The following is a 21,908-nucleotide window of genomic DNA, read 5'->3' on the forward strand; positions in this document are numbered from 1 at the left end:
GTCCAGGGGGATAGCAATGACCTTTACCGAAACGACGTGCCTGAGCGACATCGAGACGTCTCCAATCCGGCCGCTCAACCAGACTGAAGCAAAGTCAGCACTTTCGGATCTGAAGGACATTGCACGCGAGCGCCCCGAAGTCGCAGCACTTCTTGCATCTGACAGCGTGCTGAAAGACTTCATCATAGCGGCGTTCTCCCTGTCGCCCTACATGCGCGATACCGCGCGGGTTGCGCCGGATTTGCTCGCCCTGGCGATCAGCGAGCCGCTGCTTCCCCGGATACATCAGGCGATTTCTGATGCGCGCCGGGCATGGGACCCCGCGCTGTACGCCGACACCAGCGAAGCTGCGGTGATGACGCGGTTGCGGCAGGCCAAGCGCAAGGTCGCCTTCCTGACGGCGATGGCCGACCTCGGCCGGCTGATCGATGGCCGGCAGACGACCCGCTTCCTCAGTGATCTGGCCGAAGCAGCGGTATCGGCGGCGGTGGACCATCTGCTGCTCGCAGCCGAGGCGGGGGGAAAGCTGAAGCTGAAGGACAGCGCCCGGCCGAGCGAGGGTTCCGGGCTGATCGTGCTCGGTATGGGCAAACTGGGGGCGGCCGAGCTGAACTATTCCTCCGATATCGATCTGGTCGTCTTCTTCGATCCTCAGGCCGATGTCGTGATCGACCGCATCGAGGCGACGGAGACCTTTGCGCGACTGGTTCGCCGGCTGATCCGGATCATGCAGGAACGCACTGCGGACGGCTATGTCTTCCGGACCGACCTGCGGCTACGGCCGGACCCGGGCGCCACGCCGCTGGCGATCTCCGTCGATTCCGCGATGCTTTACTATGAAGGACGCGGACAGAACTGGGAGCGGGCAGCGTTCATCAAGGCCAAGGCAATTGCCGGTGACATAGCCGCCGGCGAGCAGTTCGTCAGGGACCTTACGCCTTTCGTCTTCCGAAAATATCTGGACTATGCGGCGATTGCCGACATTCATTCGATCAAGCGGCAGATCCACGTGCACAAGGGACATGGCGAGATCGCCGTCAAGGGGCACAATATCAAGCTGGGCCGCGGCGGCATTCGCGAGATCGAGTTCTTCGTCCAGACACAGCAGTTGATCGCAGGCGGCAGGATGCCTGCATTGCGACTGCGCGCGACGGAGCCGATGCTGGTGGAACTTGCCAAGGCCAATTGGATCGACGAAGCCACCTGCCAGGAATTGACCGAAGCCTACTGGTTCCTGCGCGACGTCGAGCATCGGGTCCAGATGGTGCGTGACGAACAGACGCACCTCCTGCCGGATACCGAAAGCGAGTTGAAGCGCATTGCCTACATGATGGGCTTTGCCGATACGGCGGAGTTCTCCACAGCGCTCGTCAAGGTGCTGAAGACGGTCGAGCGGCGCTATGGTGCGCTGTTCGAGCAGGAGGCCAAGCTCTCTTCGGAGGGCGGCAACCTCGTCTTCACCGGCCAGCGCGACGACCCGGATACGCTGGAGACGTTGCGCAAACTCGGCTTCCAGCGGCCCGAGGCGATCTCGCAGACGATCCGCACCTGGCACTACGGCCGCTATCGCGCCACGCAATCGGTCGAGGCGCGGGAGCGGCTGACGGAACTGACGCCGGACCTCCTGAGGGTGTTCGGCCAGAGCAAGCGGGCGGACGAGGCGCTTCTGCGCTTCGACCACTTCATTTCCGGCCTGCCGGCGGGCATCCAGCTCTTTTCGCTGCTCGGCAACAACCCGCGCCTGCTGACGCTGATCTTCAACGTCATGTCCTCGGCGCCGCGGTTGGCGGAGATTATCGCCGCTCGGCCGCATGTCTTCGACGGCATGCTCGACCCGACGCTTTTGGCCGAGTTGCCGACGCGCAGGTATCTCGCTGAACGGATCAAGGGCTTCGTCGCCGGCGCGCGCCACTACGAGGACGTTCTGGATCGGCTGCGCATCATCGCCGCCGAGCAACGTTTCCTGATCGGCATCCGCCTTCTGACCGGAGCCATTGGCGGCAAGCAGGCTGCACGCGCCTTCACCCACGTGGCCGACCTGATCGTTGAGGCTGCATTGGATGCAGTGCGACGCGAGATCGAGACGGCGCATGGGACCTTCCCGGGCGGGCGCGTGGCGGTGGTCGGTATGGGCAAGCTCGGCAGCTTCGAGCTGACGGACGGATCCGACATCGATCTGATCCTGCTCTACGACTATGACGGGTCGGCCGCGACGGAGTCGGTTGGTCCGAAGCCGCTCGACGCGACACGCTATTACGCCCGGATGACGCAGCGGCTGATTTCGGCGCTATCGGCGCCGACCTCGGAGGGCGTACTCTACGAGGTGGACATGCGGCTTCGGCCCTCCGGCAACAAGGGACCGGTCGCAACCCGCATCACGTCCTTTGCCAAATATCAGGAGGAGGAGGCCTGGACCTGGGAGCATATGGCGCTGACCCGTGCCCGCGTGGTCTGCGGCGACGAGAACCTTGCCGCGCAAACCGAAGCGACGATCCGGCATATTCTCGATCGCAAGCGCGACGTTGCCGGCATCGCCAAGGACGTGGGCGAGATGCGCGGCCTGATCGAAGCGGAGAAGGCGCCGAAGGATCTCTGGGACCTCAAGCTTATTCCCGGCGGTCTTGTCGATATCGAATTCATCGCGCAATTTTTGATGCTGGTAGCTCCCGCGCGCGGTGCCGCGCTGCCGGAAAAGGCGTTTCCCACCGGTGAGGCGCTTGCCATCGTCGGCCCCGGACAGATGGATGCCAACGACCTCGATACGGTCGAGGAGGCGTTGCGGCTCTACACGGAGATTTCCCAGATCGTGCGGCTTTGCATCGATGGTGCATTTGATCCAAAGGAAGCCCCCGCCGGGCTGATCGATCTGGTCTGCCGGGCCGGCGATTGCCCGGACCTGCGGACGCTTGAGGGCGAAATCAAGCGCCTGTCGAAGGCGGTGCGGCGGATTTTCCTGGCGACGGTCAAGGTCTGACCGCCGCAAAACGCGGTGCGGCAGGCGGTGTCAAACCGTCAGGCGCTGACCTTGCAGGGGAGGATTGCGTTTCCCCGTTCCGGAATGCGGACGGAGATGATCGTGCCTTTGCCCTCTTCTGAAAAGATGCGCATGCTGCCGCCGTGCAGCCGGGTCAGCGACCGGGATATGGCAAGGCCGAGCCCGGATCCGCCTTTGCTCTTGGCATATTGGCTCTGCACCTGCTCGAACGGCTGACCGATCTTGGCGAGCGCTGCCTTCGGGATGCCGATTCCGGTGTCGGCGATCGTCAACGTGACCGCGCCGTTCCGTTTCCGTGCCCGGACGCTTACCTTTCCACCGCTGTTGGTGAATTTCATCGCGTTGGACAGGAGGTTGAGCAGAATCTGCTTCATCGCCCGCCGATCGGCAGTCAGTAAAAGGCCGGCTGAGGCCTGCTGCAGCACATGGATATTCTTCTGTTCGGCCTGCACGGAGGTCAGCCGCAGGGTTTCATCGATCAGCGGCGCCAGGTCGATGACGTCGCAACTGATGCGCATGTGGCCCGCCTCGATCTTGGACATGTCGAGAATGTCGGTGATGACGTTCAGCAGGTGCTGGCCGCTATCGTGGATATCGCGGGCATACTCGTCGTATTTCTCCGAGCCGAGTGGTCCGAACATCTGGTTCTGCAGAATGTCAGAGAAGCCGAGGATCGCGTTCAGCGGTGTGCGCAATTCGTGCGACATGTTGGCGAGGAACTCGGACTTGGCCCGGTTCGCGGCCTCAGCGCGCTCCTTTTCCGCCTGATAGTTCGCGTTCGCGACCGAAAGCTCGGACTTCTGTTTCTCGAGTTTGGCGCGCGAGGCTGACAGGTCGCCGATCGTCGCGACGAGCCTGCGTTCGGATTCGCGCAGGCGCACCTGATGGCGCTTGATCATGGTGATGTCGGTGCCGACCGAGACCAGGCCGCCGTCGCTCGTGCGGCGCTCGTTCACCTGCAGCCAGCGCTCGTCGGCAAGCTGGACCTCGGACGTCTGGGCGTTGCTGCCGCTGCTGGCATCGGCGATCCGGCGTGCGATCACCGGCCGGGCTGCCGCGGCGTGGACGACGATGCGCTCGGTGCCGGGAACCAGCACCTCGTCCGGTAAGCCATAGGCCTGCTGATAATGGGCGTTGCACATGACAAGACGGTCGTCCTTGTCCCAGAGGACGAAGGCTTCCGAGGTGCACTCGATTGCGACAGCGAGCCGCTGATCGGCCTCCTGGTACCGCTGGGCGAGCCGATGTTGCTCGGTCACGTCCATGGCGATGCCGATCATGTGCGTGCGGCCGGAGCCCATCCGGATCAGCTGGGCGCGGGCGCGGAGCCACACATAGTGGCCGTCCGCATGGCGCATGCGAAACACCTGATCGACCTGACGCGCCTCGCCCTTCGCAACCGCGCGTGCGACCTGATAGATGCCATCGTCATCGGGATGCATCAGGCGAGCCGCCTCACCAAAGGACAGGTAGTTGTCACGCGCGGTCATGCCGAGCATTTCGTACATGGAGCGCGACCAGAACAATCGCCGGCCCGACAGGTCGAAGTCCCAAAGCCCGCATCGGCCACGCGCCAGTGCCGTCTCGACCCGCAGATTGGACTCGGCGAAGATCGCGTCCGCGTCGCGTGCGCGCTTCGACTGGAGGAAATAAGCATAGAGAATGAAGCCGAGAATGGCCGAAATCCCGGCAAAGAGCGTGACATTCAGCGACAACTCGCTGCGCCACTGCGCGTCGATGCCGTCGAGCGGGCTCGCGACCAGCACAAATCCACCGCCCTTCTGGACGTCGATGATCGAGAAATAATGTTCGGCATCGCCGATACGGGCACGCATGATCCCGGATGGCTCGCCGAAATACTGGGCCGCAGCGACATCGGGTGCAATCCGCGCAACCGACATGCCGACAAACCCCGCGCCCGAAAGCGAACTGGCGAAAACACGACCGCTCTTCTGAGCAAACAGAACCAGGGCGCCTTCAGGCAACCGGTCCTGCGGCAGGTGCTTGGAAAGCGTGCGCTCGACCTGATTGCGCTGCCCGTCGGAAAACAGCGTGTCGTCGGCAGCGTACAGCGCACCAACGGCAGCAGCCATCAACGACGTGCCGTCGCGCACTCCCGCATCCATGCGCTGATACTCCAGCACGAGGCCGGCCAGCCGCGAAATGCCAACCACAATCAGAAAGGCAATGACCAGGATCGGGATCGATCGCTTGATGACCGGCTCCGCGCGAGACAGGCGCAAGGTGGCCGGGCCGGCGAAAATCCGGGCATGCCCCGCCAGATCCTCGTCCCAGGCAGCCACGCCTGGAAATTTGAGACGAATCCGCCCCCCGGCTGCGCGTCCCCGCTGCGCGTCCGCCATATCCAACACCCTGTTTCTTCTGGTGATTCGAAACACCGTTCGTCCGAATCTAAGCTAATGAATCATTCGCGATTCGCCTTGTCCAGAGGAAAGGGTAAGGATTTTTTAACCAATTTTGAGGGTTGAGAAGTTGTAGTCCGCCGACAGGTTGCGTCGGCGGACGTCGAGCGCTTGCACGTCGCCCTTTTTGGCCGTCAGCCGTTCAGCATCCGCTCGACGATGTCGGAGACATCAGCCGAAAGCTTCTCGCCCGCTGCAATCTTTCGCAACGCATTGAGCGCATGTTCCGCGCGCACCTCCTCCAGCGAGCGCCAGGAGCGCATCGAGGTGAGGATCCGGGCGGCGAGCTGTGGGTTCTTCGGATCGATCTCAAGGATCTGCGATGCCAGGAAGCGATAGCCCTCGCCGTCGAGGCGATTGAAGCCGGTCGGGTTGGAGAAGGCAAAGGTTCCGACCAGCGCGCGTACGCGATTGGGATTGGCCGGGTTAAAATGCGGGCTCTCCATCAGGTGCTGCACGCGCTGGAGAGCGCCTTCACCCGGTATCGTTGCCTGGATCGCGAACCACTTGTCGAGGACGAGCGCATTCTCGGCAAACCGCGCGCGGAAGGTTTCGAGGGCAGCTTGTGTCTCGGCCGCTTCGGGGAAGCGGTGGGCGAGGACCGTGAGCGCTGCGCTGAGGTCCGTCATGTTGTCGGCGTCGGCAAACGCTTGGGCAGCGCGCCCAGGCAGCCCTTCCGCAATGGCGATGTAGGTCAGGGCCGCATTGCGAAGCGCCCGGTGGCCGGCACTAGCGGCATCTGGCATGAAGCTTCCCTTCATGTGGTGCCGGTCGAAAAGCGCGGCAAAAAGGGTGGCCCCTTCGCTGGCTACGAAGGCAAGGACGGCCTCGCGGCCGGCGCGAATCGCGTCCGGGTCATTGTTGCTGCCAAGTTCACGTGCGATGTCAGCTTCGCTCGGAAGTGCCAGGACCTGTGCACGGAAGGCCGGCTCCAGGCTTTCATCCCCTGCGATTGCGATCAGCGTGTCAACCAGGAGCGAATTCACCGCAATTGCGGTACCGGCGCGGGCATTGCGCGATGCTTCGACCAGGTCCGGCAATGCGAGGTCGTTCAGTGCCTGCCAGCGTGCAAACAGGTCTCCGTCATGCCGCGCGACGTGGGCGAGATCCGAGGGAGCCTGCTCGAAGTGCAGGTTGATCGGGGCGGAGAAGTTGCGGTTGAGGGCGACGACCGGACGGCCGGCGATGCCGTTGAACGTGGCGGTCTGCTTGCGCTCGGTCAGATGCAGGACGTCGCCGGTGACTTCGGCGCCTTCGATGGAAGACGGCTTTGCCTCTGTTCCGTCTTGGAGAAGAAGGCCGAAGCGCAACGGAATGTGCATCGGCTCCTTGGCGGATTGCCCGGGCGTCGGCGGCACCATCTGCTCGAGCGAGAGCGTGAACGTACCCTTCGCCGGGTCGAAGGCGCTGGAGACGGTGACGAGCGGCGTGCCAGCCTGATGATACCAGAGTGAGAACTGGGTGAGGTCGCGGCCGCTCGCATCCTCGAAACACTTGACGAAGTCTTCGATCGTCGCGGCGTCCCCGTCATGGCGCTCGAAGTAGAGGTCCATGCCCTTCTTGAAGAGATCGCGTCCGAGGATGGTCGCGATCATGCGCGTCACCTCTGCGCCCTTCTCGTACACCGTCGTCGTGTAGAAATTGTTGATTTCGCGATATTTCGTCGGCCGCACCGGGTGGGCGAGGGGGCCCGCATCCTCGGGAAACTGTTCCGACTTCAGGTGCCGCACCTCGGCCACGCGCTTGACGGCGCGCGAGCGCTGGTCGGCTGAGAATTCATGATCGCGATAGACCGTCAGCCCTTCCTTCAGGCACAGCTGGAACCAGTCGCGGCAGGTGATGCGGTTGCCGGTCCAGTTGTGGAAGTATTCGTGGGCGATGATCGCCTCGATGTTGGCGTAGTCGGCGTCGGTCGCCGTTTCCGGGTCGGCGAGCACGTACTTGTCGTTGAAGACGTTGAGCCCCTTGTTCTCCATCGCGCCCATGTTGAAGTCCGACACGGCCACGACCATGAAGATGTCGAGGTCGTATTCGCGGCCGAACACATCCTCGTCCCATTTCATCGAGCGCTTCAGCGCGTCCATGGCATAGGTCGCGCGCGGCTCCTTGCCGTGCTCGACATAGATCTTCAGTGCCACTTCGCGGCCGGACATGGTGGTGAATGTGTCTTCGATGACGCCGAGGTCGCCGGCGACGAGCGCGAAGAGGTAGCTGGGCTTGGGGTGCGGATCGAACCAGGCCGCAAAGTGCTTGCCCTCGCCATAGCCCGCACCGCCAAGGAAGTTGCCGTTGGAGAGAAGCAGCGGGGAGCTTTCCTTGTCGGCGATGATGTTGACCGTGTAGACGCAGAGCACATCCGGTCGGTCGTAGAAATAGGTGATGCGGCGGAAGCCCTCGGCCTCGCACTGGGTGCAGTAGATACCGTTTGTCCGGTAGAGCCCCATCAGTTGCGTGTTGGCTTCCGGATTGATGACCGTGTCGACGGTGATCTCGAAGGACCCGGTCTCGGGAAGGTCACGGATCGTCAGAACATCGTTTTCTTCCGTGAACCGTTCCGGCTCCATCGGCATGCCGTCGAACAAAAGGCCGGTCATGTTCAGTTCGTCGCCGTCCAGCACGAGTGGGGCTTCGGGGGCGGCGCCTTCGCGGCGGTGGAAGAGCATGCGCGATGTGCACTTGGTTTCGGTCGGGTCGAGTTCGAATGTGAGGTCGACGCGTTCAAGAACGAAGTCTGTCGGGCGGTAGTCTGTCAGATGGATGATCCGGCCGCTCTCAGTGCGCATGATATGTCCTGTTCGTGTCCTTCAGCCTATCCCGTTTTAGAGCAACAGGACGAGAGGCAAAAGGACGGATTGGTCTTAGGCTCGCACCCTTGATATTTGCTACGGCTTAACATCTCATTGCCGAGCATCACCCGTTTGCATTTCAACTAGGGGAATAATGCGGGCGCGCCCCCTCGACATTTTTCTGGACCAGCCTAACATTTAGACAATGGTGACGGCGTGCCGTCGCGACTGCTTTATCGAAACCTTCGGGACACTGCCGGCATGATCGCTACACCGAAATTCGGAGTGGGGGCTTCTGCATTGCGCAAGGAAGATCTTCCGCTTCTCAAGGGCGAAGGCTCCTATACCAGTGACATCGCGAGGCCGGGCGAGTTGCGCGGATTTGTACTGCGTTCGCCGTATGCGGCGGCGGCGTTCGAGATCACGTCGCTCGACGCCGCACGTGAGGCGCCGGGCGTTCGCCTCATCCTGACTGCCGAGGATATTGCCGATCTCGGCGATGTTCCCTGTCTTGTGCGCGTCGCCCAGCCCGACGGCAGCAAGCATGAGGTTCGCAACGCCCCAGTGCTCTGTCGCGGCCGGGTGCGCCATGTCGGCGACGCCGTCGCCTTCATCGTCGCCGACACGCAAGGCGAGGCCGAAGATGCGGCCGAACTGATCGAGATCGACTGGCAGATGGAGGACGCCAACGTTTCGCTTGCGGCGGCCGAGGGCGAGAGCGTGCCTTTGGTGTGGCCGGAGCTTGCCACCAATCTGGTCTACGAGCATCAGACCGGCGACCCGGCGGCCGTGGCAGAAGCTTTTGAAAAGGCGCATCACGTCACCGAGATCAGGCTCGTCAACAACCGGCTTGTCGCCAACTACATGGAGCCGCGCGCCGCGATCGGCGAATGGGACGAGGGGAGCCAGAGCTTCACGCTGACCTGCGGATCGCAGGGCGTGCATGGGGTACGCAACTCGCTCGCAGGGCACGTCTTCCGTATGCCTCTGGAGAAGATCCGCGTCATTACCCCGGACGTCGGCGGCGGGTTTGGCACGAAGGCCTTCAACTACCGCGAATATCCGCTGGTGATGGAAGCCGCGCGGCGTCTTGGTCGGCCGGTCAAATGGGTCAGTAGCCGCGCCGAGCACTTCCTGGCCGATTCCCATGGACGCGACAGCATCGTGCAGGCCGCGGCGGCTCTCGACGCCGGCGGCAAGATTACGGCGCTGCGCATCCGCATGGACGCGAACATGGGCGCCTATCTCTCGCAGTACGGGCCGATGATCCCCACCATGACGGCAATCATGGCGACGGGCGTCTACGACATTCCGCTGCTCGACATGCACATCCGCGCTTTCTACACCAACACGACGCCGGTCGACGCATATCGCGGCGCGGGACGGCCGGAGGCGGCCTATGTGATCGAGCGACTGGTCGACAAGGTTGCGCGCGAGAGCGGAATGTCACCGGCGGAATTCCGTCGGCGCAATTTCATCCGGCCCGAGCAGTTTCCCTACAAGACCCAGGGTGGACGTCTCTATGATGTTGGCGAATTCGACGGTCATATGACCAAGGCGATGGAACTTGCCGACTGGGACGGTTTTGCGGCGCGCGCAGAGCAGAGTAAAGCAAGAGGGCTCATCCGCGGTATCGGCATGTCGACCTATGTCGAGGCTTGCGCCTTCGCCGGCTCGGAGCCCGCGAAGCTGAAGCTGAACGGTGACGGCACGATCACGCTGTTCATTGGCACGCAGACGAACGGGCAGGGGCATGCGACAGCCTACAGCCAGTTCATCGCCGACAAGATCGGGATCGACTTCGACAAGATCATCGTGCGGCAAGGAGACACGGCCGAATTGATGAAGGGCGGGGGTACCGGCGGCTCGCGCTCCATCCCGCTTGGCGGTGTGTCAGTCGCCTCCGCCAGCGAGGGACTGGCCGAGAAGATGAAGCGCATCGCCGGCGATGAACTGGAAGCTTCGGCCGAGGATATCGAACTGGTCGCGGGAGAGGCGCGGGTGGTCGGCACCGACCAGGCGTTGAGCTTTGCTGGGATTGCTGCGGCCGCGAAATCCGAGGACGACCTGATCTCCGTTTCCGACATCGTGCAGGACGAGGCGACCTATCCAAACGGCACGCACATCGTCGAGGTCGAGATCGATCCCGACACGGGTCGGGTGGAGATCGTGAACTACCAGGTCGTCGACGATTTCGGGGTGACGGTGAACCCGGTTCTCCTGCTCGGCCAGGTGCATGGCGGGATCGTTCAGGGCATCGGCCAGTGTCTCAACGAGGAGGCTGTCTACTCGCCGGAAGGCCAGCTTCTCACGGCGACGCTCATGGACTACGGTCTGCCGCGTGCCGAGGAACTGCCGTTCTTCAAGTTCGAGACGCGCAACGTGCCCTCGACGACAAATGCGCTCGGTATCAAGGGAGCGGGGGAAGCAGCGACGATCGGCGCCTGTCCGGCTGTCATGAACGCGGTTGTCGACGCACTGTACCGGGCACGCGGCATCGACCATATCGACATGCCGGCGACGCCGCAGACGATCTGGAAGGCGCTGAATGGTGGCTAATGCTGCTGCTTCGGGCAGGGCTTGGCTGTGCCTCCAGTCCACAAGGAATGCGCTGCCCGGGCATCGTTTCAGGGCCGGATACCGCCTTGAAACGGGGTGAGCTCTGGGGGCTCCACCATCAAAAGCTGTGCTGCCGCATCACGAATTTTGATCCCTCTTTCAAGAATGCCGCGCTACTATCCGCCCGAAGATGATTTGCCGCGCAATTGACGCCGATGGTGTCGCCGGTCCCCGTCGGGGCCGCGAACAAGAGACCGCCTTCCCATGGAATTCGCAGAACAACAGCCGATGAGGGCGATCTTCCTGAAGGTCTCCTCCGTCGTGATATTCGTGTGCATGGCGACGCTGATAAAGGCGGCCGGCAAGGACATCACGACCGGCCAGATCACCTTCTACCGCTCCGCATTCGCCATGGTGCCGATCGTGATCTACCTTGCGACCCGCGGCGAACTTGTCGATGCATTCCGAACGGAAAACATTCTCGGCCACTTGGCGCGCGGGTTCGTCGGCATCGTCTCGATGAGCTTCGGCTTCTACGGCCTCGTCCATCTGCCGCTGCCGGAAGCGATCGCAATTGGCTACGCCATGCCGCTGATCGCGGTGATGATCGCCGCAATCTTCCTGAAGGAGACGGTCGGGATCTACCGGTGGTCGGCGGTGCTTGTCGGGCTGGTCGGCGTCATGATCATCACCTGGCCGAGGCTGACACTGTTCAGCGAAGGCGGGGTCGGGACGGCCGAGGCGTTCGGTGCCGCGGCCGTTCTCGCATCGGCCATGCTCGGTGCGATCGCCATGGTTCTGGTGCGCAAACTGGTGCGAACGGAAAAAACACCGACCATTGTGCTTTATTTCTCGCTGTCAGCCGCCGTCTTCTCGCTGGCGACCCTGCCTTTCGGCTGGGTGGAACTCAGCGGGATGGCACTGACCTTGCTCGCCCTTGCCGGCTTCTGCGGCGGCGTGGCGCAATTGTTGCTGACTGCAAGCTACCGCTACGCCGACGTCTCGACCATCGCCCCGTTCGAATACACGTCGATCGTGCTCGGCATGGCATTTGGCTACGTGCTTTTTGACGATATTCCAACGCTGACCATGTTGATCGGCACGGTGATCGTTATTTCCGCAGGGGTCTTCATCATCATCCGCGAGCACCGGCTCGGCCTGCAGAGAAAGGCCGCCCGCCGGTACATGACGCCACAAGGCTAGGCGACACCGAGATAAGCAACATCGTTGTCACGCCGCCCAAGACGCTTGTCGAGCGGTCCATCTCTCCGGAACAGATGAAAAGGCGATCATAGGGCTCTGGGAAAATGGTCTGATCAGCGGCGAGACCGCCTACGAGAACCTGCAAGCCGGCAACGTCGCCAGCGCAGAGCGCGACTGGGCCGAGGAGCAGGACCTTAGGTCCAATATTGTGGGCAATGAAACAAACGGCCAGAGCGGCGCAGTGCCTTACCGCAAGGAGGCGCTCGAACGCTTGGCTGAAGGTGAGCAACTGGATGAAATCGTAGCCATGCGCAGCAATGCGCGTGCGCCGCTCGTTGCCGGCCTAATATTAATCGCGGCAAGCCTTGTCCTTTTGGCAGCGTGACCTTTCCGGCAATCCTGCCACCAAAGACTACTCTTTTCGTCCATTTCGTGCTCTTCACGATGCGGCCAATGTATCGAGCGTTCTTCTCATTGCCATGATGTTCGTGCCTTCCAAGGGCGGCATCAGCCACAATCTCGCTGAAGACACCGACAGGCTGGATCTGACGCTGGGCGCTGAAGTGCTGGCTGGTGTCGTCGCCAGCTTGATATCGAAAGTCGTCGGAGTCTTACGCGGTTAACCTGATATCACCGGGATAACCCTTCTGGGTTTTCGGGACTGCTGATTGGCGTTCGCACGATCTTCGTCATGACTGTCGGGCAACCCATCATGAAACTCAGGACACCGTCCCTAACGATCTGCTCGAGTTCGGTGGGCGTCGGCGTTGCGTAGATGAAGCGGCGGATCGCAAGGTAGAATATCCGGCCATGCAGGCCCCAGAAGAGTTCTGTCTCACGTTCTGACAAAGAGACTTCATCGCAGGTCGGAAGACCAAGTTCGTGCCGCAGTTCCAGGCAGGCCGGTTCGATGATCTGCAGCCGGACGATGTCCAGGTAGCGAGTGGTGATGGCGAACGTCTTCAGGCCGGAGAAGACGAAGATCCGGACCCAGTCGTAGTGAAAAACCCGTTCAACATATTGCAGGTAGAATTCCGTCAGCCGCGCCTCAAGTGATTGATTGCGGTCTGTGATGAGCCCTGCCCAGTTCGCATCCCAGCGGCTGAGGTAAATATGCTCGTAGACGCGCTCAATCAGAGCTTCCTTGCTGGGGAAATGGCGATAGATCGCCGAATGGGTGATACCCATGCGCTTGGCGAGTTCCCGGGTCTGGCCCTCGAAGCCATGTTCGGCGAAGAAACGGACGGCCTCTTCCAGAATGACCTGCTCACGCTCGTTCGCACGCATGTAGTGCTTGGGTCTGTTGGCCCCCGACTTCCTGCCGTCTTTTCCAGATGTCTTCTGTTTCGTCATCTGACCTACTCGAAAACGTGCCGACCTAAGAATACAGCCGCACGAATCTTTCTAACCCGGACAATGTTCAACTGCAATTGAGACCATCTGGTAATTTTTCTTGACGCCTCAATGTGGTGTGTGGTTATTGTAACCAACTGGTCACAAAATTTGCGTGGTCATGGTGGGGGAGAAATTGAAGGCGAGGGCATTCGACTATGTGCGACCGCAATCCGTCGGGGATGCCATGAAGGCGTTCGCCGCGGCGGACGGTGATGCCGTGTTTGTCGCTGGAGGGCAGAGCCTTGTACCTGCACTGGCGCTGCGCTTGCAGGCGCCGACGCTTCTTGTCGACATCGGCCGGCTCGAGGAGTTGAAGGGGATCTCGCTCGAAGAAGGCACTTTGCGTATCGGTGCGGCAACGCGGCATTGTGAAATCCTGGCGTCTGATCTTGTGCGGACGCATGCGCCGCTGCTCGCAGAGGCTGCCCCTCACGTCGCCCATCCGGCGATCCGTAACAAAGGGACGTTTGGCGGCAGTCTGGCGTTGGCCGACCCTGCAGCGGAGTTTCCGGCGATGGCGCTTGCGCTTGATGCGGTCATCGAGATCGCCTCACCTGAGGGTGTGCGCCGGGTGGCTGCCGAGGATTTCTTCGTTGATCTCTATGAGACCGCCCTTCAGCCGGGCGAGGTGATCGTCGCGGTTCATATTCCGACATCGAGCGGCGACACGCGTGCGGCGTTTGATGAACTGGCGAGGCGCAGGGGCGATTATGCCATCGTCGGCGCTGGCGTGAACGCGCGTTTCGATGGCGCGACAGTCGAGCATATGCGTATCGCCTTTCTTGCAGTCGGACCCACCCCGATACGTGCGCGTTCGGCGGAGCAGGTTCTGCTTGGCCGCTCCATTGATGTCGGCACTATTTGCGAGGCTCAGGATGCCCTCGAGAGTGACCTGGATCCTGCCGACGACGACCAGATTCCGGCGTCGATGCGCCGGCATCTGGCGCGCGTTTTGCTCGGGCGCCTCCTGGGTCGGTTGGAGGCAATTGGATGAACGGCAAAGTTCCGGTCTCTCTCGAAATAAACGGGGAAACGGTCGAGTGCCTCGTTGCGCCGAGGATGACGCTTGCCGACTTCCTTCGGCAGGAGGTCGAGCTGACCGGTACCCATACCGGTTGCGAGATGGGGGTTTGCGGCGCCTGCCTCGTCCTGCTGGACGATGTGCCGGTGCACGCCTGCCTGATGTTCGCCGTTCAGGCGGATGGATGTGCGGTCGAGACGATCGAGGGGCTTACGACGCGCCAGGCGATCGCCGATCTCCAGGGAAATTTCCACGAACGAAACGCCCTTCAATGCGGCTTCTGCACGCCCGGAATGCTGATGAGCGCCTATGGACTTTTGTCAGCCGGAGGGATGCCGAGCCGGGACGAGATCCGCGATGCCCTGTCTGGAAATTATTGTCGCTGCACTGGGTATGAGGCGATCGTTGATGCCATCGAGACAACAGCCAGGCAGCGATACGCAACGCCGGCGGAGGAGCGGTCATGAGCGCCCTTTTCTCCCTCGATCGGCCCAACTCCTATATCGGCCGATCCGTCTCGCGGCCCAATGCCAAGCGCCTACTCGAAGGCAAGGGCCGCTATGTCACGGACCTGTCTCTTCCACGCATGCTGCATGCGGCGTTTGTCCGCAGCCCCTATGCCCACGGACGCATCCTGTCGCTCGACACGGCGGAAGCGGCAGCACTGGCGGGGGTCCGCGCCGTGCTGACGGGGGCAGACCTCGCGAAGATCTGTACCCCCTGGGTCGGTACGCTCGAGCACTTCAAGAATATGAAGTCGCTTCCCCAGCTTCCGCTGGCGGTCGAAAAGGTTCTCTGGTCGGGGCATCCCGTCGTCATCATCGTCGCGGATAGCCGCGCCATTGCGGAAGATGCGGCCGAACTGGTGATGATGGACATTGAAGAGCTTCCGGCGATCTCCGATCCGCGCGCGGCGATGTCGGAAAATACCGAGGTGATTTCGCCGGAACTCGGCGACAACCTGTGTTTCTCAAGCCAGATCAACAGCGGCGGCGTGGACGAGGCGTTCAAAGCGGCCGCTGTTGAAGTCGGGCAAGACTTCCTCTTCGGAAGGCATACGGCCGTCACGCTCGAGCCGCGCGCGATCGTCGCCGACTACGACCCGAGCGAGAACAGGCTGACCGCCCACCACGCGACCCAGACGCCTTATCAGTTTCAAGATGTCTACGCCCGGCACTACGGCATTCCGGACGGGAACGTCCGTGTCATCGCCCCCGATATCGGCGGATCTTTCGGGATGAAGCTGCACGTTTATCACGAAGAGATGGCCGTTGTCGGAGCGTCCATACTGCTTGGCCGTCCGGTAAAGTTTGTCGCTGACCGTATGGAGGCCTTTACCTCCGACATTCATGCCCGCGACCATCGCGTGCATGCCCGGTTAGCCTTCAGTGGCGATGGGAAAATCCTTGCCATGGACGTCGATGACGTCACCGCTGTCGGGGCTTTTTCAAGTTATCCGCGCACGAGCGTCGTGGAAGGAAACCAAGTGGTCCGCCTCATGGGCGCCCCCTATGACTTTTCCTCCTACCGTGCGCAATTGTCCGTGGTCTTCCAAAACAAAGTGCAGACCAGCCAATACAGAGCCGTCGGCCATCCGATCGCCTGCGCCGTTACCGAATGTCTCGTGGATTCGGCTGCGCGCAGACTGGGACTGGATCCTTTCGACATCCGAGCGCGCAATCTCATTCCGGACGACAGTTATCCGCGTCAGTCGCCGACGGGCTACCGGTTCGAGCAGCTCTCGCACGAAGTCTGCCTGTCACGGCTGAAGACGCTCATGAGCTACGACGACCTTCGCCGCGAGCAGGCGGCGCTGCGGGAACGGGGTGTTCTGCGCGGCATCGGTATTGCGCTCTTTGTCGAGATCACGAACCCGGGTCCGGCATTCTATGGAGTGGGCGGTGCGAGAATCTCGGCGCAGGACGGCGCGATCATCAAGCTGACACCCTCCGGTGACATACACTGCGCGATCTCCGTGACGGAGCAAGGGCAGGGAACGGAAACGATCATTGGCCAGATCGTTGCCGACCAACTCGGCGTTGCGCGGGAAACGGTGCGGGTGATGACCGGCGATACCGACACGACGCCGCATGGCGGCGCCACCTGGGCGTGCCGGGGAGCTGGCATCGGCGGTGAAACTGCGCTGCAGGCCGCACGCAGGCTCAAGGCCAATCTGCTTTCCATCGCAGCCATCATATTGCAGGGCAACGCTTTGCGCCTCGATATTCGCGACGGCTGGATCGTCAGTGCGGACGACGGCCAACAACGGCTCAGCCTCCCGGAACTCGCGCGCATTGCGTTTTTCCGCTCCGATACGTTGCCGGCTGGTACGCAAGCGCAGCTTTCCGTAGCGCATCATTTTGCACCGCAAGGCTATCCGTTCGCCTTCACGAACGGTGCGCAGGGTTGCCTCGTGGAGGTGGATGCCGAGACCGGCTTCGTGAAGGTTATCAAACATTGGGTCGTTGAGGACTGTGGTCGCATCATCAACCCCCTGCTCGTCGACGAACAGATCCGCGGTGGCGTGGTGCAGGGGCTCGGCGCGGCCTTCTTCGAGGAGTGTCTCTATAACGAGGACGGACAGGTGACCAATGGCTCGCTGGCCGACTATCTCGTGCCGATGGCCTGTGAAATGCCGGACATCGTGATTGCCCATGTGGAAACACCCACCAGGGACACGGAACTGGGCGCCAAGGGCTGTGGCGAGGCGGGCACAGCCGCCGCATCCGCAGCAGCCATGAATGCCGTCAACGACGCACTCGCTGGCCGGGGGGCAGAGATTGCGCAGATACCGATGACACCGGCGCGGGTTCTGAGGGCGCTTGGTGCAATCTGAATGAAATCCGAAGTCAGGGAGGAGAATAGGATGACGAAGGGTATTGAAAGGCTGGGGGCGTTGCCACTGAGCCGTCGGGCGGCACTCGTTGGGCTTGCAGGTGGTGTCGGTGCGCTCTCCATGCCGTGGATAGCGCGGGCGCAGGAAGAGGTAATCCGTATCGGCTTTCCCACGCCGCTCACCGGGCCGTTCGCAGCGGAGGCTAACGATCAGGTTCGCAGCGCCGAGCTGGCCGTCAAGCTTGCCAACGAGAAGGGTGGCGTTGCCGGCCGGAAGGTCGAGCTGCTCGTGCGCGACGACAAACTCAACGCAGGCGAAGCTGCAACGCGCACGCTGGAGCTGATTGAGAAGGACAAGGTGCATGCGATCGTCGGTGCCTTGTCCAGCGCCGTGCAGCTTGCGGTAAACGAAGTGACCCGCGCCCGCAACATGCTCTATATCTCGATCAGCCAGTCCGATACGATCAACGAGGTGAAGGACTTCAGCCCGTACACCTTCCATGAGGCGCTCAATCCGCACATGACGACCGCCGTCGTGGCGAAGCACACTTTCCAGAAAGGCTCGAAGGTCGCCTATCTCGTTGCGGACTATGCCTACGGTCATGAGATGCTGCGCGGCTTCAAGCGTGCGGCAGATGCCATCGGCGCTGAAACGGTCGGCGAAATTCTGCATCCGTTCGGCGCCCCCGACTACTCCACCTTCATTCCAAGCATCCTGGCGATGCGCCCGGACATTCTCTGCATCTGCAACTTCGGCCGCGATCAGGCGAACTCGCTCAAGCAGGCGGTCGATTTCGGCGTGAAGGATCAGATGAAGATCGTCGTGCCTGTCCTGTTGCACAACCAGCGGATTGCGGTCGACGCTGAGGTGTTCGAGGGCGTCGTCGGCGGTGCGAACTACTACTGGGGTCAGGAAGAGACCGTTCCGTCGGCGAAGGCTTTCAACGACGCGTTCCGAAGCGCCTATGACGGCGCCGTGCCGACCGACTATGGCGCCTATGGCTACACAAGCATCGCCTCGCTGTTGATGGCGATCGAGGCGGCGGGCGGAACCGACACCCAGAAGGTGATCGCCGCGTTGGAAGCACTGAAATACGACGTTGCCAAGGGCGAGCAATACTATCGCCAGTGCGATCACCAGTCGGTCCAGTCGGTCCTCGTCCTCGAAGCCAAGGCCAAAGCCGACATGAAGAGCGACGTTGACCTCTTCAACATCGTGGCCAACGAACCGGCTGCGGAGAGCATCCTTCGGAGCTGTTCCGAGCTCGGTTTTCCAAACTGACATCGAGAGGCGGATGAGGACATGACAGTCGAACTGATCGCCATGCAGCTGTTTTCGGGGCTTGCCCTCGGCGCGATCCTTATCATGGTTGCGCTGGGGCTCTCGATCATCTTCGGCATGCTGGGTATCGTGAACTTCGCGCACGGCGCCCTCTTCATGGTGGGGGCCTATGCCGGGCTCTATGTGGCTGGTCTGTCGGGGAGCTTCTGGTGGGGGCTCTTGATCGCGCCCATTCTGATTGGCGCTTTCGGCATGCTCATCGAGCGCTTCCTCATCCGCCCGCTCTATGGCCGTTCACCCGACGATCCACTGCTGCTGACCTTCGGGCTCGGCTACGTGCTGGTGGAGGCCGTGCGCATCTTCTTCGGCACGGACGGAATCCCGTTCTCGACGCCCGCCCAGCTTCGCGGCGTCGTGGATCTCGGCATCGGCTTTTTCCCGGTCTATCGCCTCTTCGTCGTTGGCGTCGTCGTGCTCGTTCTATTGCTGCTCTGGCTCGGTCTCGAGAAGACGAAATTCGGCCTGATCGTGCGCGCGGGTTCCGCCGATCCATTGATCATGCGTGTGCTGGGCGTCGATATCGGCAGGTTGTGGCTGATCGTTTTCGGCATCGGCGTCGGTATCACCGCACTAGGCGGTGTGCTTGCCGCGCCGATGCGCAACGTCAGCCCGGAAATGGGATCGCTCGTGCTGGCCGAAGCCTTCGTGGTGACGGTCATCGGGGGAATGGGATCGCTTGCAGGCGCCGTCGTTGCGGGCCTCGTCGTCGGGGTTGCCGTCAGCATGACGTCACTCTTCGCACCGGAAATGGCGACCATCGTGATGTTCGCGCTGATGGCACTGGTCCTGCTCGTCAAGCCGAATGGCCTCTACGGCCGCGCCGCGCCCGGCCTTTGAGGAGAAATCGACATGACCGTCGCACAAAACACCATACCCGCATCCGATGGGACCGCGCGTCCCTCGACACAGACCTCGAACTTTGCTCGCTGGCGCGTGCCGCTTTCCATCCTGGCGTTATGCATCCTACCCTGGATCCTGCCGTCGCAGGCGCTGGCGGTTAACGTGCTCATCTATGGCCTCGTGGCCGTCGGTTATAACCTGCTCTTCGGCTATACCGGGCTTCTCTCTTTTGGTCATGCCGCCTTCTTCGGCGTCGGAGCCTACGTTACGGGCATCGCCATCGGCGCGTTCGGTATGCATTGGTTCGTCGCGATGTTGACGGGCGTTCTTGCCGCGGGCGTTCTTGCCGTCGTGATGGGCGCGTTGGCGATCCGGACCCGGGGGATCTATTTCTCGATGGTAACGCTCGCTCTTTCGCAGCTCGTCTACTACACCGCGTTGCAGGCATCCTCCTGGACCGGTGGAGAAAACGGTTTGCGCGGCTTTACCGTCAGCACCCTGAACTTTGGGGGGCTCTCGGTCGATTTCCTCAATCCGATCACCAAGTACTATGCAATCATGGTCGTCGTGGCGCTGGCACTTTGGTTCGTGTCACGTGTGCTGAATTCCCCCTTCGGCGCCGTGATCGAGGCGATCCGCGAGAACGAGACCCGCGCTCGCGCCTGCGGCTACAACGTCGAGCGGGCAAAGCTTCTCTCCTTTGTCCTATCCGGACTGCTTTGCGGTCTCGCCGGTACGTTGTCGGCCATGCACCTGTCGATCGTGCCGCTCGATTCGCTGCACTATCACACCTCTGGTCTGATCGTGATGATGACGCTGCTCGGTGGCGCCGGAAGCTTCTTCGGGCCTTTCGTCGGTGCTCTGGCCTTCCTGTCCATGGAAGACGTCTTTTCCCTTTGGACCTCCCATTGGCAGATCATTGTCGGCATCATCTTTATCCTCTTCGTCCTCTATCTGCCGAAAGGCATCTGGGGAACCGTCGTCTCCTGGAGGGCAGGCCGATGACCACACCGATCATGAGCGTGACAGATGTCGGCAAACAGTTCGGTGGCTTGGTGGCGCTGAAGGGCATAACGGCCGACTTCCGCGAAGGACAGATCACCGCGATCATCGGTCCGAACGGTGCCGGCAAGAGTACCTTCTTCAACATTCTCTCCGGTGCCCTGAAGCCGTCGACTGGAACGCTCAAGTTCCGGGGAACCGACATGGCTGGCGTTGCCCAGCATGACTATGTCCATCGCGGCATTGCGCGTTCCTACCAGATCACCAACATCTTCCCGAACCTTTCCGTTCTGGAGAACGTTCGTGTTGCGGCGCAGGCGTTCCGGTCGCGCTTCAACGTCTGGACCGATCGCGGCACACTCCACGACGTCGAGGAGAAGGCGCAGCGGACGCTCGTGTCCGTCGGCCTTTCTGCCAAGTCCGACACGCTCGCCAAGTTTCTTGCGCATGGGCAGCAGAGGGCACTGGAGATCGCGATATCGCTGGTTGCCGAGCCGGCGCTTCTCCTCCTCGATGAGCCGACGGCTGGTATGGGGCCGGAAGAAACCCGAGAGATGGTGACGCTGATCGAGAAGCTCGCCGCTGAGCGGACAATCCTTCTCGTCGAGCACAAGATGAAGATGATCCTGGGTCTCAGCGACCGTGTGCTCGTGTTGCATCACGGCCAGCTATTGGCCGACGGAACACCGAAGGAAATCCAGGCGAACGCCGAAGTTCGCCGCGTGTACCTGGGACAGAACGATGGCTATGCTTGAACTGGACGGCCTCAACGGCTGGTATGGCGCGAGCCATGTACTCCACAACATCTCGTTTTCGGTCGAGCAGGGCGAGATCGTCGCGCTTGTCGGGCGCAACGGTGCCGGTAAGACGAGCATCATACGGTCGATCATGGGATTGATGCCGCGTACAACCGGCACGATGCGGTTTGACGGAAAGAACATCGAGGAGATGAAGGCGCACCAGCGCTATGCGATGGGGCTCGCCTATGTACCGGAGGAACGTCGCATCGTTCGCGGTCTCACCGTTCTGGAGAATCTCCAGCTCGGCCTCGTCGCCGATCGCAAGGGGATCGACGAGGCGAGGGCGATCGAGGAGATCGCGCAAAGTTTCCCCCGCCTGCAGGAACGCCTCAACCAGGAGGGCGTAACGATGTCTGGTGGTGAACAGCAGATGCTGGCGATTGCGCGTGCGATGATCGCACGGCCGAAGATGATCCTGCTCGATGAACCCTCGGAAGGCATCATGCCCGTTCTCGTCGAGGAGATGGGTGCGTTGTTCCGCCGGTTGCGCGAACAGGGAACGACCCTGTTGCTGGTGGAGCAGAACGTCGAATGGGCGCTGAACCTCGCGGATCGTGCGGTGATCGTTGACCAAGGAGAGGTCGTCTATCGGAGTGACGCAGCAACGCTTTTGGCCGACAAGGACATTCAGGAGCGATACTGCGCGGTCTAGCCGGTGCGTTTCGCTCCGGTCTCAAAACGACATGAAACGTTTGCAAGCCCGCGGG

At 61.7% G+C, this 21,908-nt stretch carries 15 protein-coding genes; 12 read left to right on the forward strand and 3 right to left on the reverse strand.

From position 1 onward, the window contains the following. The first annotated feature begins 16 nt into the window (after nucleotides 1–16). On the forward strand, nucleotides 17–2,974 hold the full coding sequence (locus IB238_RS02685) for a bifunctional [glutamine synthetase] adenylyltransferase/[glutamine synthetase]-adenylyl-L-tyrosine phosphorylase (protein ID WP_192243322.1): 2,958 nt from the start codon (nucleotides 17–19) through the stop codon (nucleotides 2,972–2,974). 38 nt (nucleotides 2,975–3,012) lie between these two features. Here the strand turns inward: IB238_RS02685 and IB238_RS02690 are convergent, their stop codons facing one another. Together IB238_RS02690 and pepN are read right to left on the reverse strand one after the other, a co-directional pair. Next, entirely contained in the window at nucleotides 3,013–5,358 is a 2,346-nt protein-coding gene (locus IB238_RS02690; protein ID WP_192243324.1) for a PAS domain-containing sensor histidine kinase, read from the reverse strand. 194 nt (nucleotides 5,359–5,552) lie between these two features. Continuing rightward, nucleotides 5,553–8,201, reverse strand: a complete 2,649-nt coding sequence (gene pepN, locus IB238_RS02695; protein ID WP_192243326.1) for an aminopeptidase N — start codon at nucleotides 8,199–8,201, stop codon at nucleotides 5,553–5,555. 264 nt (nucleotides 8,202–8,465) lie between these two features. Between pepN and IB238_RS02700 the strand changes: the two genes are divergently transcribed. The 3 genes from IB238_RS02700 (at nucleotide 8,466) to IB238_RS02710 (ending at nucleotide 12,589) form a co-directional block, all read left to right on the forward strand. Further along, nucleotides 8,466–10,763: a xanthine dehydrogenase family protein molybdopterin-binding subunit gene (locus tag IB238_RS02700; protein ID WP_192243328.1), complete on the forward strand. Its 2,298-nt coding sequence runs from the start codon at nucleotides 8,466–8,468 to the stop codon at nucleotides 10,761–10,763. 264 nt (nucleotides 10,764–11,027) lie between these two features. Next, a complete protein-coding gene (locus IB238_RS02705) occupies nucleotides 11,028–11,966 on the forward strand; it encodes a DMT family transporter (RefSeq protein ID WP_246723469.1) in 939 nt (312 codons plus the stop codon). Nucleotides 11,967–12,331: 365 nt separating this feature from the next. Beyond that, nucleotides 12,332–12,589, forward strand: coding sequence for a hypothetical protein (locus tag IB238_RS02710; protein ID WP_192243330.1), 258 nt, complete (start codon nucleotides 12,332–12,334; stop codon nucleotides 12,587–12,589). Between the two features lie 7 nt (nucleotides 12,590–12,596). On the opposite strand, the gene IB238_RS02715 is transcribed toward IB238_RS02710, so the two are convergent. Further along, nucleotides 12,597–13,253, reverse strand: coding sequence for a TetR/AcrR family transcriptional regulator (locus IB238_RS02715; RefSeq protein WP_192247304.1), 657 nt, complete (start codon nucleotides 13,251–13,253; stop codon nucleotides 12,597–12,599). Nucleotides 13,254–13,494: 241 nt separating this feature from the next. Here IB238_RS02715 and IB238_RS02720 point away from each other — a divergent pair, with 241 nt between their 5' ends. Genes IB238_RS02720 through IB238_RS02755 form a run of 8 tightly spaced genes read left to right on the forward strand, consistent with a single transcriptional unit; the run spans nucleotide 13,495 to nucleotide 21,853 of the window. After that, nucleotides 13,495–14,355, forward strand: coding sequence for a xanthine dehydrogenase family protein subunit M (locus IB238_RS02720; RefSeq protein WP_192243332.1), 861 nt, complete (start codon nucleotides 13,495–13,497; stop codon nucleotides 14,353–14,355). Continuing rightward, nucleotides 14,352–14,849 (forward strand): (2Fe-2S)-binding protein, encoded by a 498-nt coding sequence (locus tag IB238_RS02725; protein ID WP_192243334.1) that lies wholly within the window; start codon nucleotides 14,352–14,354, stop codon nucleotides 14,847–14,849. Before IB238_RS02720 ends, IB238_RS02725 begins: the two co-directional genes overlap by 4 nt. Then, a complete protein-coding gene (locus IB238_RS02730) occupies nucleotides 14,846–17,218 on the forward strand; it encodes a xanthine dehydrogenase family protein molybdopterin-binding subunit (protein WP_192243336.1) in 2,373 nt (790 codons plus the stop codon). The genes IB238_RS02725 and IB238_RS02730 overlap by 4 nt, the downstream gene beginning before the upstream one ends. Nucleotides 17,219–17,248: 30 nt before the next feature. Beyond that, nucleotides 17,249–18,499: an ABC transporter substrate-binding protein gene (locus IB238_RS02735; RefSeq protein ID WP_192243338.1), complete on the forward strand. Its 1,251-nt coding sequence runs from the start codon at nucleotides 17,249–17,251 to the stop codon at nucleotides 18,497–18,499. 21 nt (nucleotides 18,500–18,520) lie between these two features. Beyond that, nucleotides 18,521–19,396, forward strand: coding sequence for a branched-chain amino acid ABC transporter permease (locus tag IB238_RS02740; RefSeq protein ID WP_192243340.1), 876 nt, complete (start codon nucleotides 18,521–18,523; stop codon nucleotides 19,394–19,396). 12 nt (nucleotides 19,397–19,408) lie between these two features. Then, the gene (locus IB238_RS02745; protein WP_192243341.1) at nucleotides 19,409–20,404 is read left to right on the forward strand and encodes a branched-chain amino acid ABC transporter permease; all 996 of its coding nucleotides are present in this window, start codon (nucleotides 19,409–19,411) and stop codon (nucleotides 20,402–20,404) included. Then, nucleotides 20,401–21,156 carry an ABC transporter ATP-binding protein gene (locus IB238_RS02750; protein ID WP_192243343.1) on the forward strand — a complete coding sequence of 252 codons (756 nt, stop codon included), beginning with the start codon at nucleotides 20,401–20,403 and terminating at the stop codon, nucleotides 21,154–21,156. The genes IB238_RS02745 and IB238_RS02750 overlap by 4 nt, the downstream gene beginning before the upstream one ends. Further along, nucleotides 21,149–21,853, forward strand: a complete 705-nt coding sequence (locus IB238_RS02755; protein WP_192247306.1) for an ABC transporter ATP-binding protein — start codon at nucleotides 21,149–21,151, stop codon at nucleotides 21,851–21,853. The genes IB238_RS02750 and IB238_RS02755 overlap by 8 nt, the downstream gene beginning before the upstream one ends. The last annotated feature ends 55 nt before the right edge of the window (nucleotides 21,854–21,908 follow it).

The sequence above is a fragment of the Rhizobium sp. ARZ01 genome (genome assembly GCF_014851675.1).
In the GTDB taxonomy this organism is placed as follows: Bacteria; Pseudomonadota; Alphaproteobacteria; order Rhizobiales; family Rhizobiaceae; genus Mycoplana.

Coding starts and splice junctions, on each gene's coding strand:
- IB238_RS02685 (WP_192243322.1), top strand. CDS start 17: ATGACCTTTACCGAAACGACGTGCCTGAGCGACATCGAGACGTCTCCA.
- IB238_RS02690 (WP_192243324.1), bottom strand. CDS start 5,358: ATGGCGGACGCGCAGCGGGGACGCGCAGCCGGGGGGCGGATTCGTCTC.
- pepN (WP_192243326.1), bottom strand. CDS start 8,201: ATGCGCACTGAGAGCGGCCGGATCATCCATCTGACAGACTACCGCCCG.
- IB238_RS02700 (WP_192243328.1), top strand. CDS start 8,466: ATGATCGCTACACCGAAATTCGGAGTGGGGGCTTCTGCATTGCGCAAG.
- IB238_RS02705 (WP_246723469.1), top strand. CDS start 11,028: ATGGAATTCGCAGAACAACAGCCGATGAGGGCGATCTTCCTGAAGGTC.
- IB238_RS02715 (WP_192247304.1), bottom strand. CDS start 13,253: ATGCGTGCGAACGAGCGTGAGCAGGTCATTCTGGAAGAGGCCGTCCGT.
- IB238_RS02725 (WP_192243334.1), top strand. CDS start 14,352: ATGAACGGCAAAGTTCCGGTCTCTCTCGAAATAAACGGGGAAACGGTC.
- IB238_RS02730 (WP_192243336.1), top strand. CDS start 14,846: ATGAGCGCCCTTTTCTCCCTCGATCGGCCCAACTCCTATATCGGCCGA.
- IB238_RS02735 (WP_192243338.1), top strand. CDS start 17,249: ATGACGAAGGGTATTGAAAGGCTGGGGGCGTTGCCACTGAGCCGTCGG.
- IB238_RS02740 (WP_192243340.1), top strand. CDS start 18,521: ATGACAGTCGAACTGATCGCCATGCAGCTGTTTTCGGGGCTTGCCCTC.
- IB238_RS02745 (WP_192243341.1), top strand. CDS start 19,409: ATGACCGTCGCACAAAACACCATACCCGCATCCGATGGGACCGCGCGT.
- IB238_RS02750 (WP_192243343.1), top strand. CDS start 20,401: ATGACCACACCGATCATGAGCGTGACAGATGTCGGCAAACAGTTCGGT.
- IB238_RS02755 (WP_192247306.1), top strand. CDS start 21,149: ATGCTTGAACTGGACGGCCTCAACGGCTGGTATGGCGCGAGCCATGTA.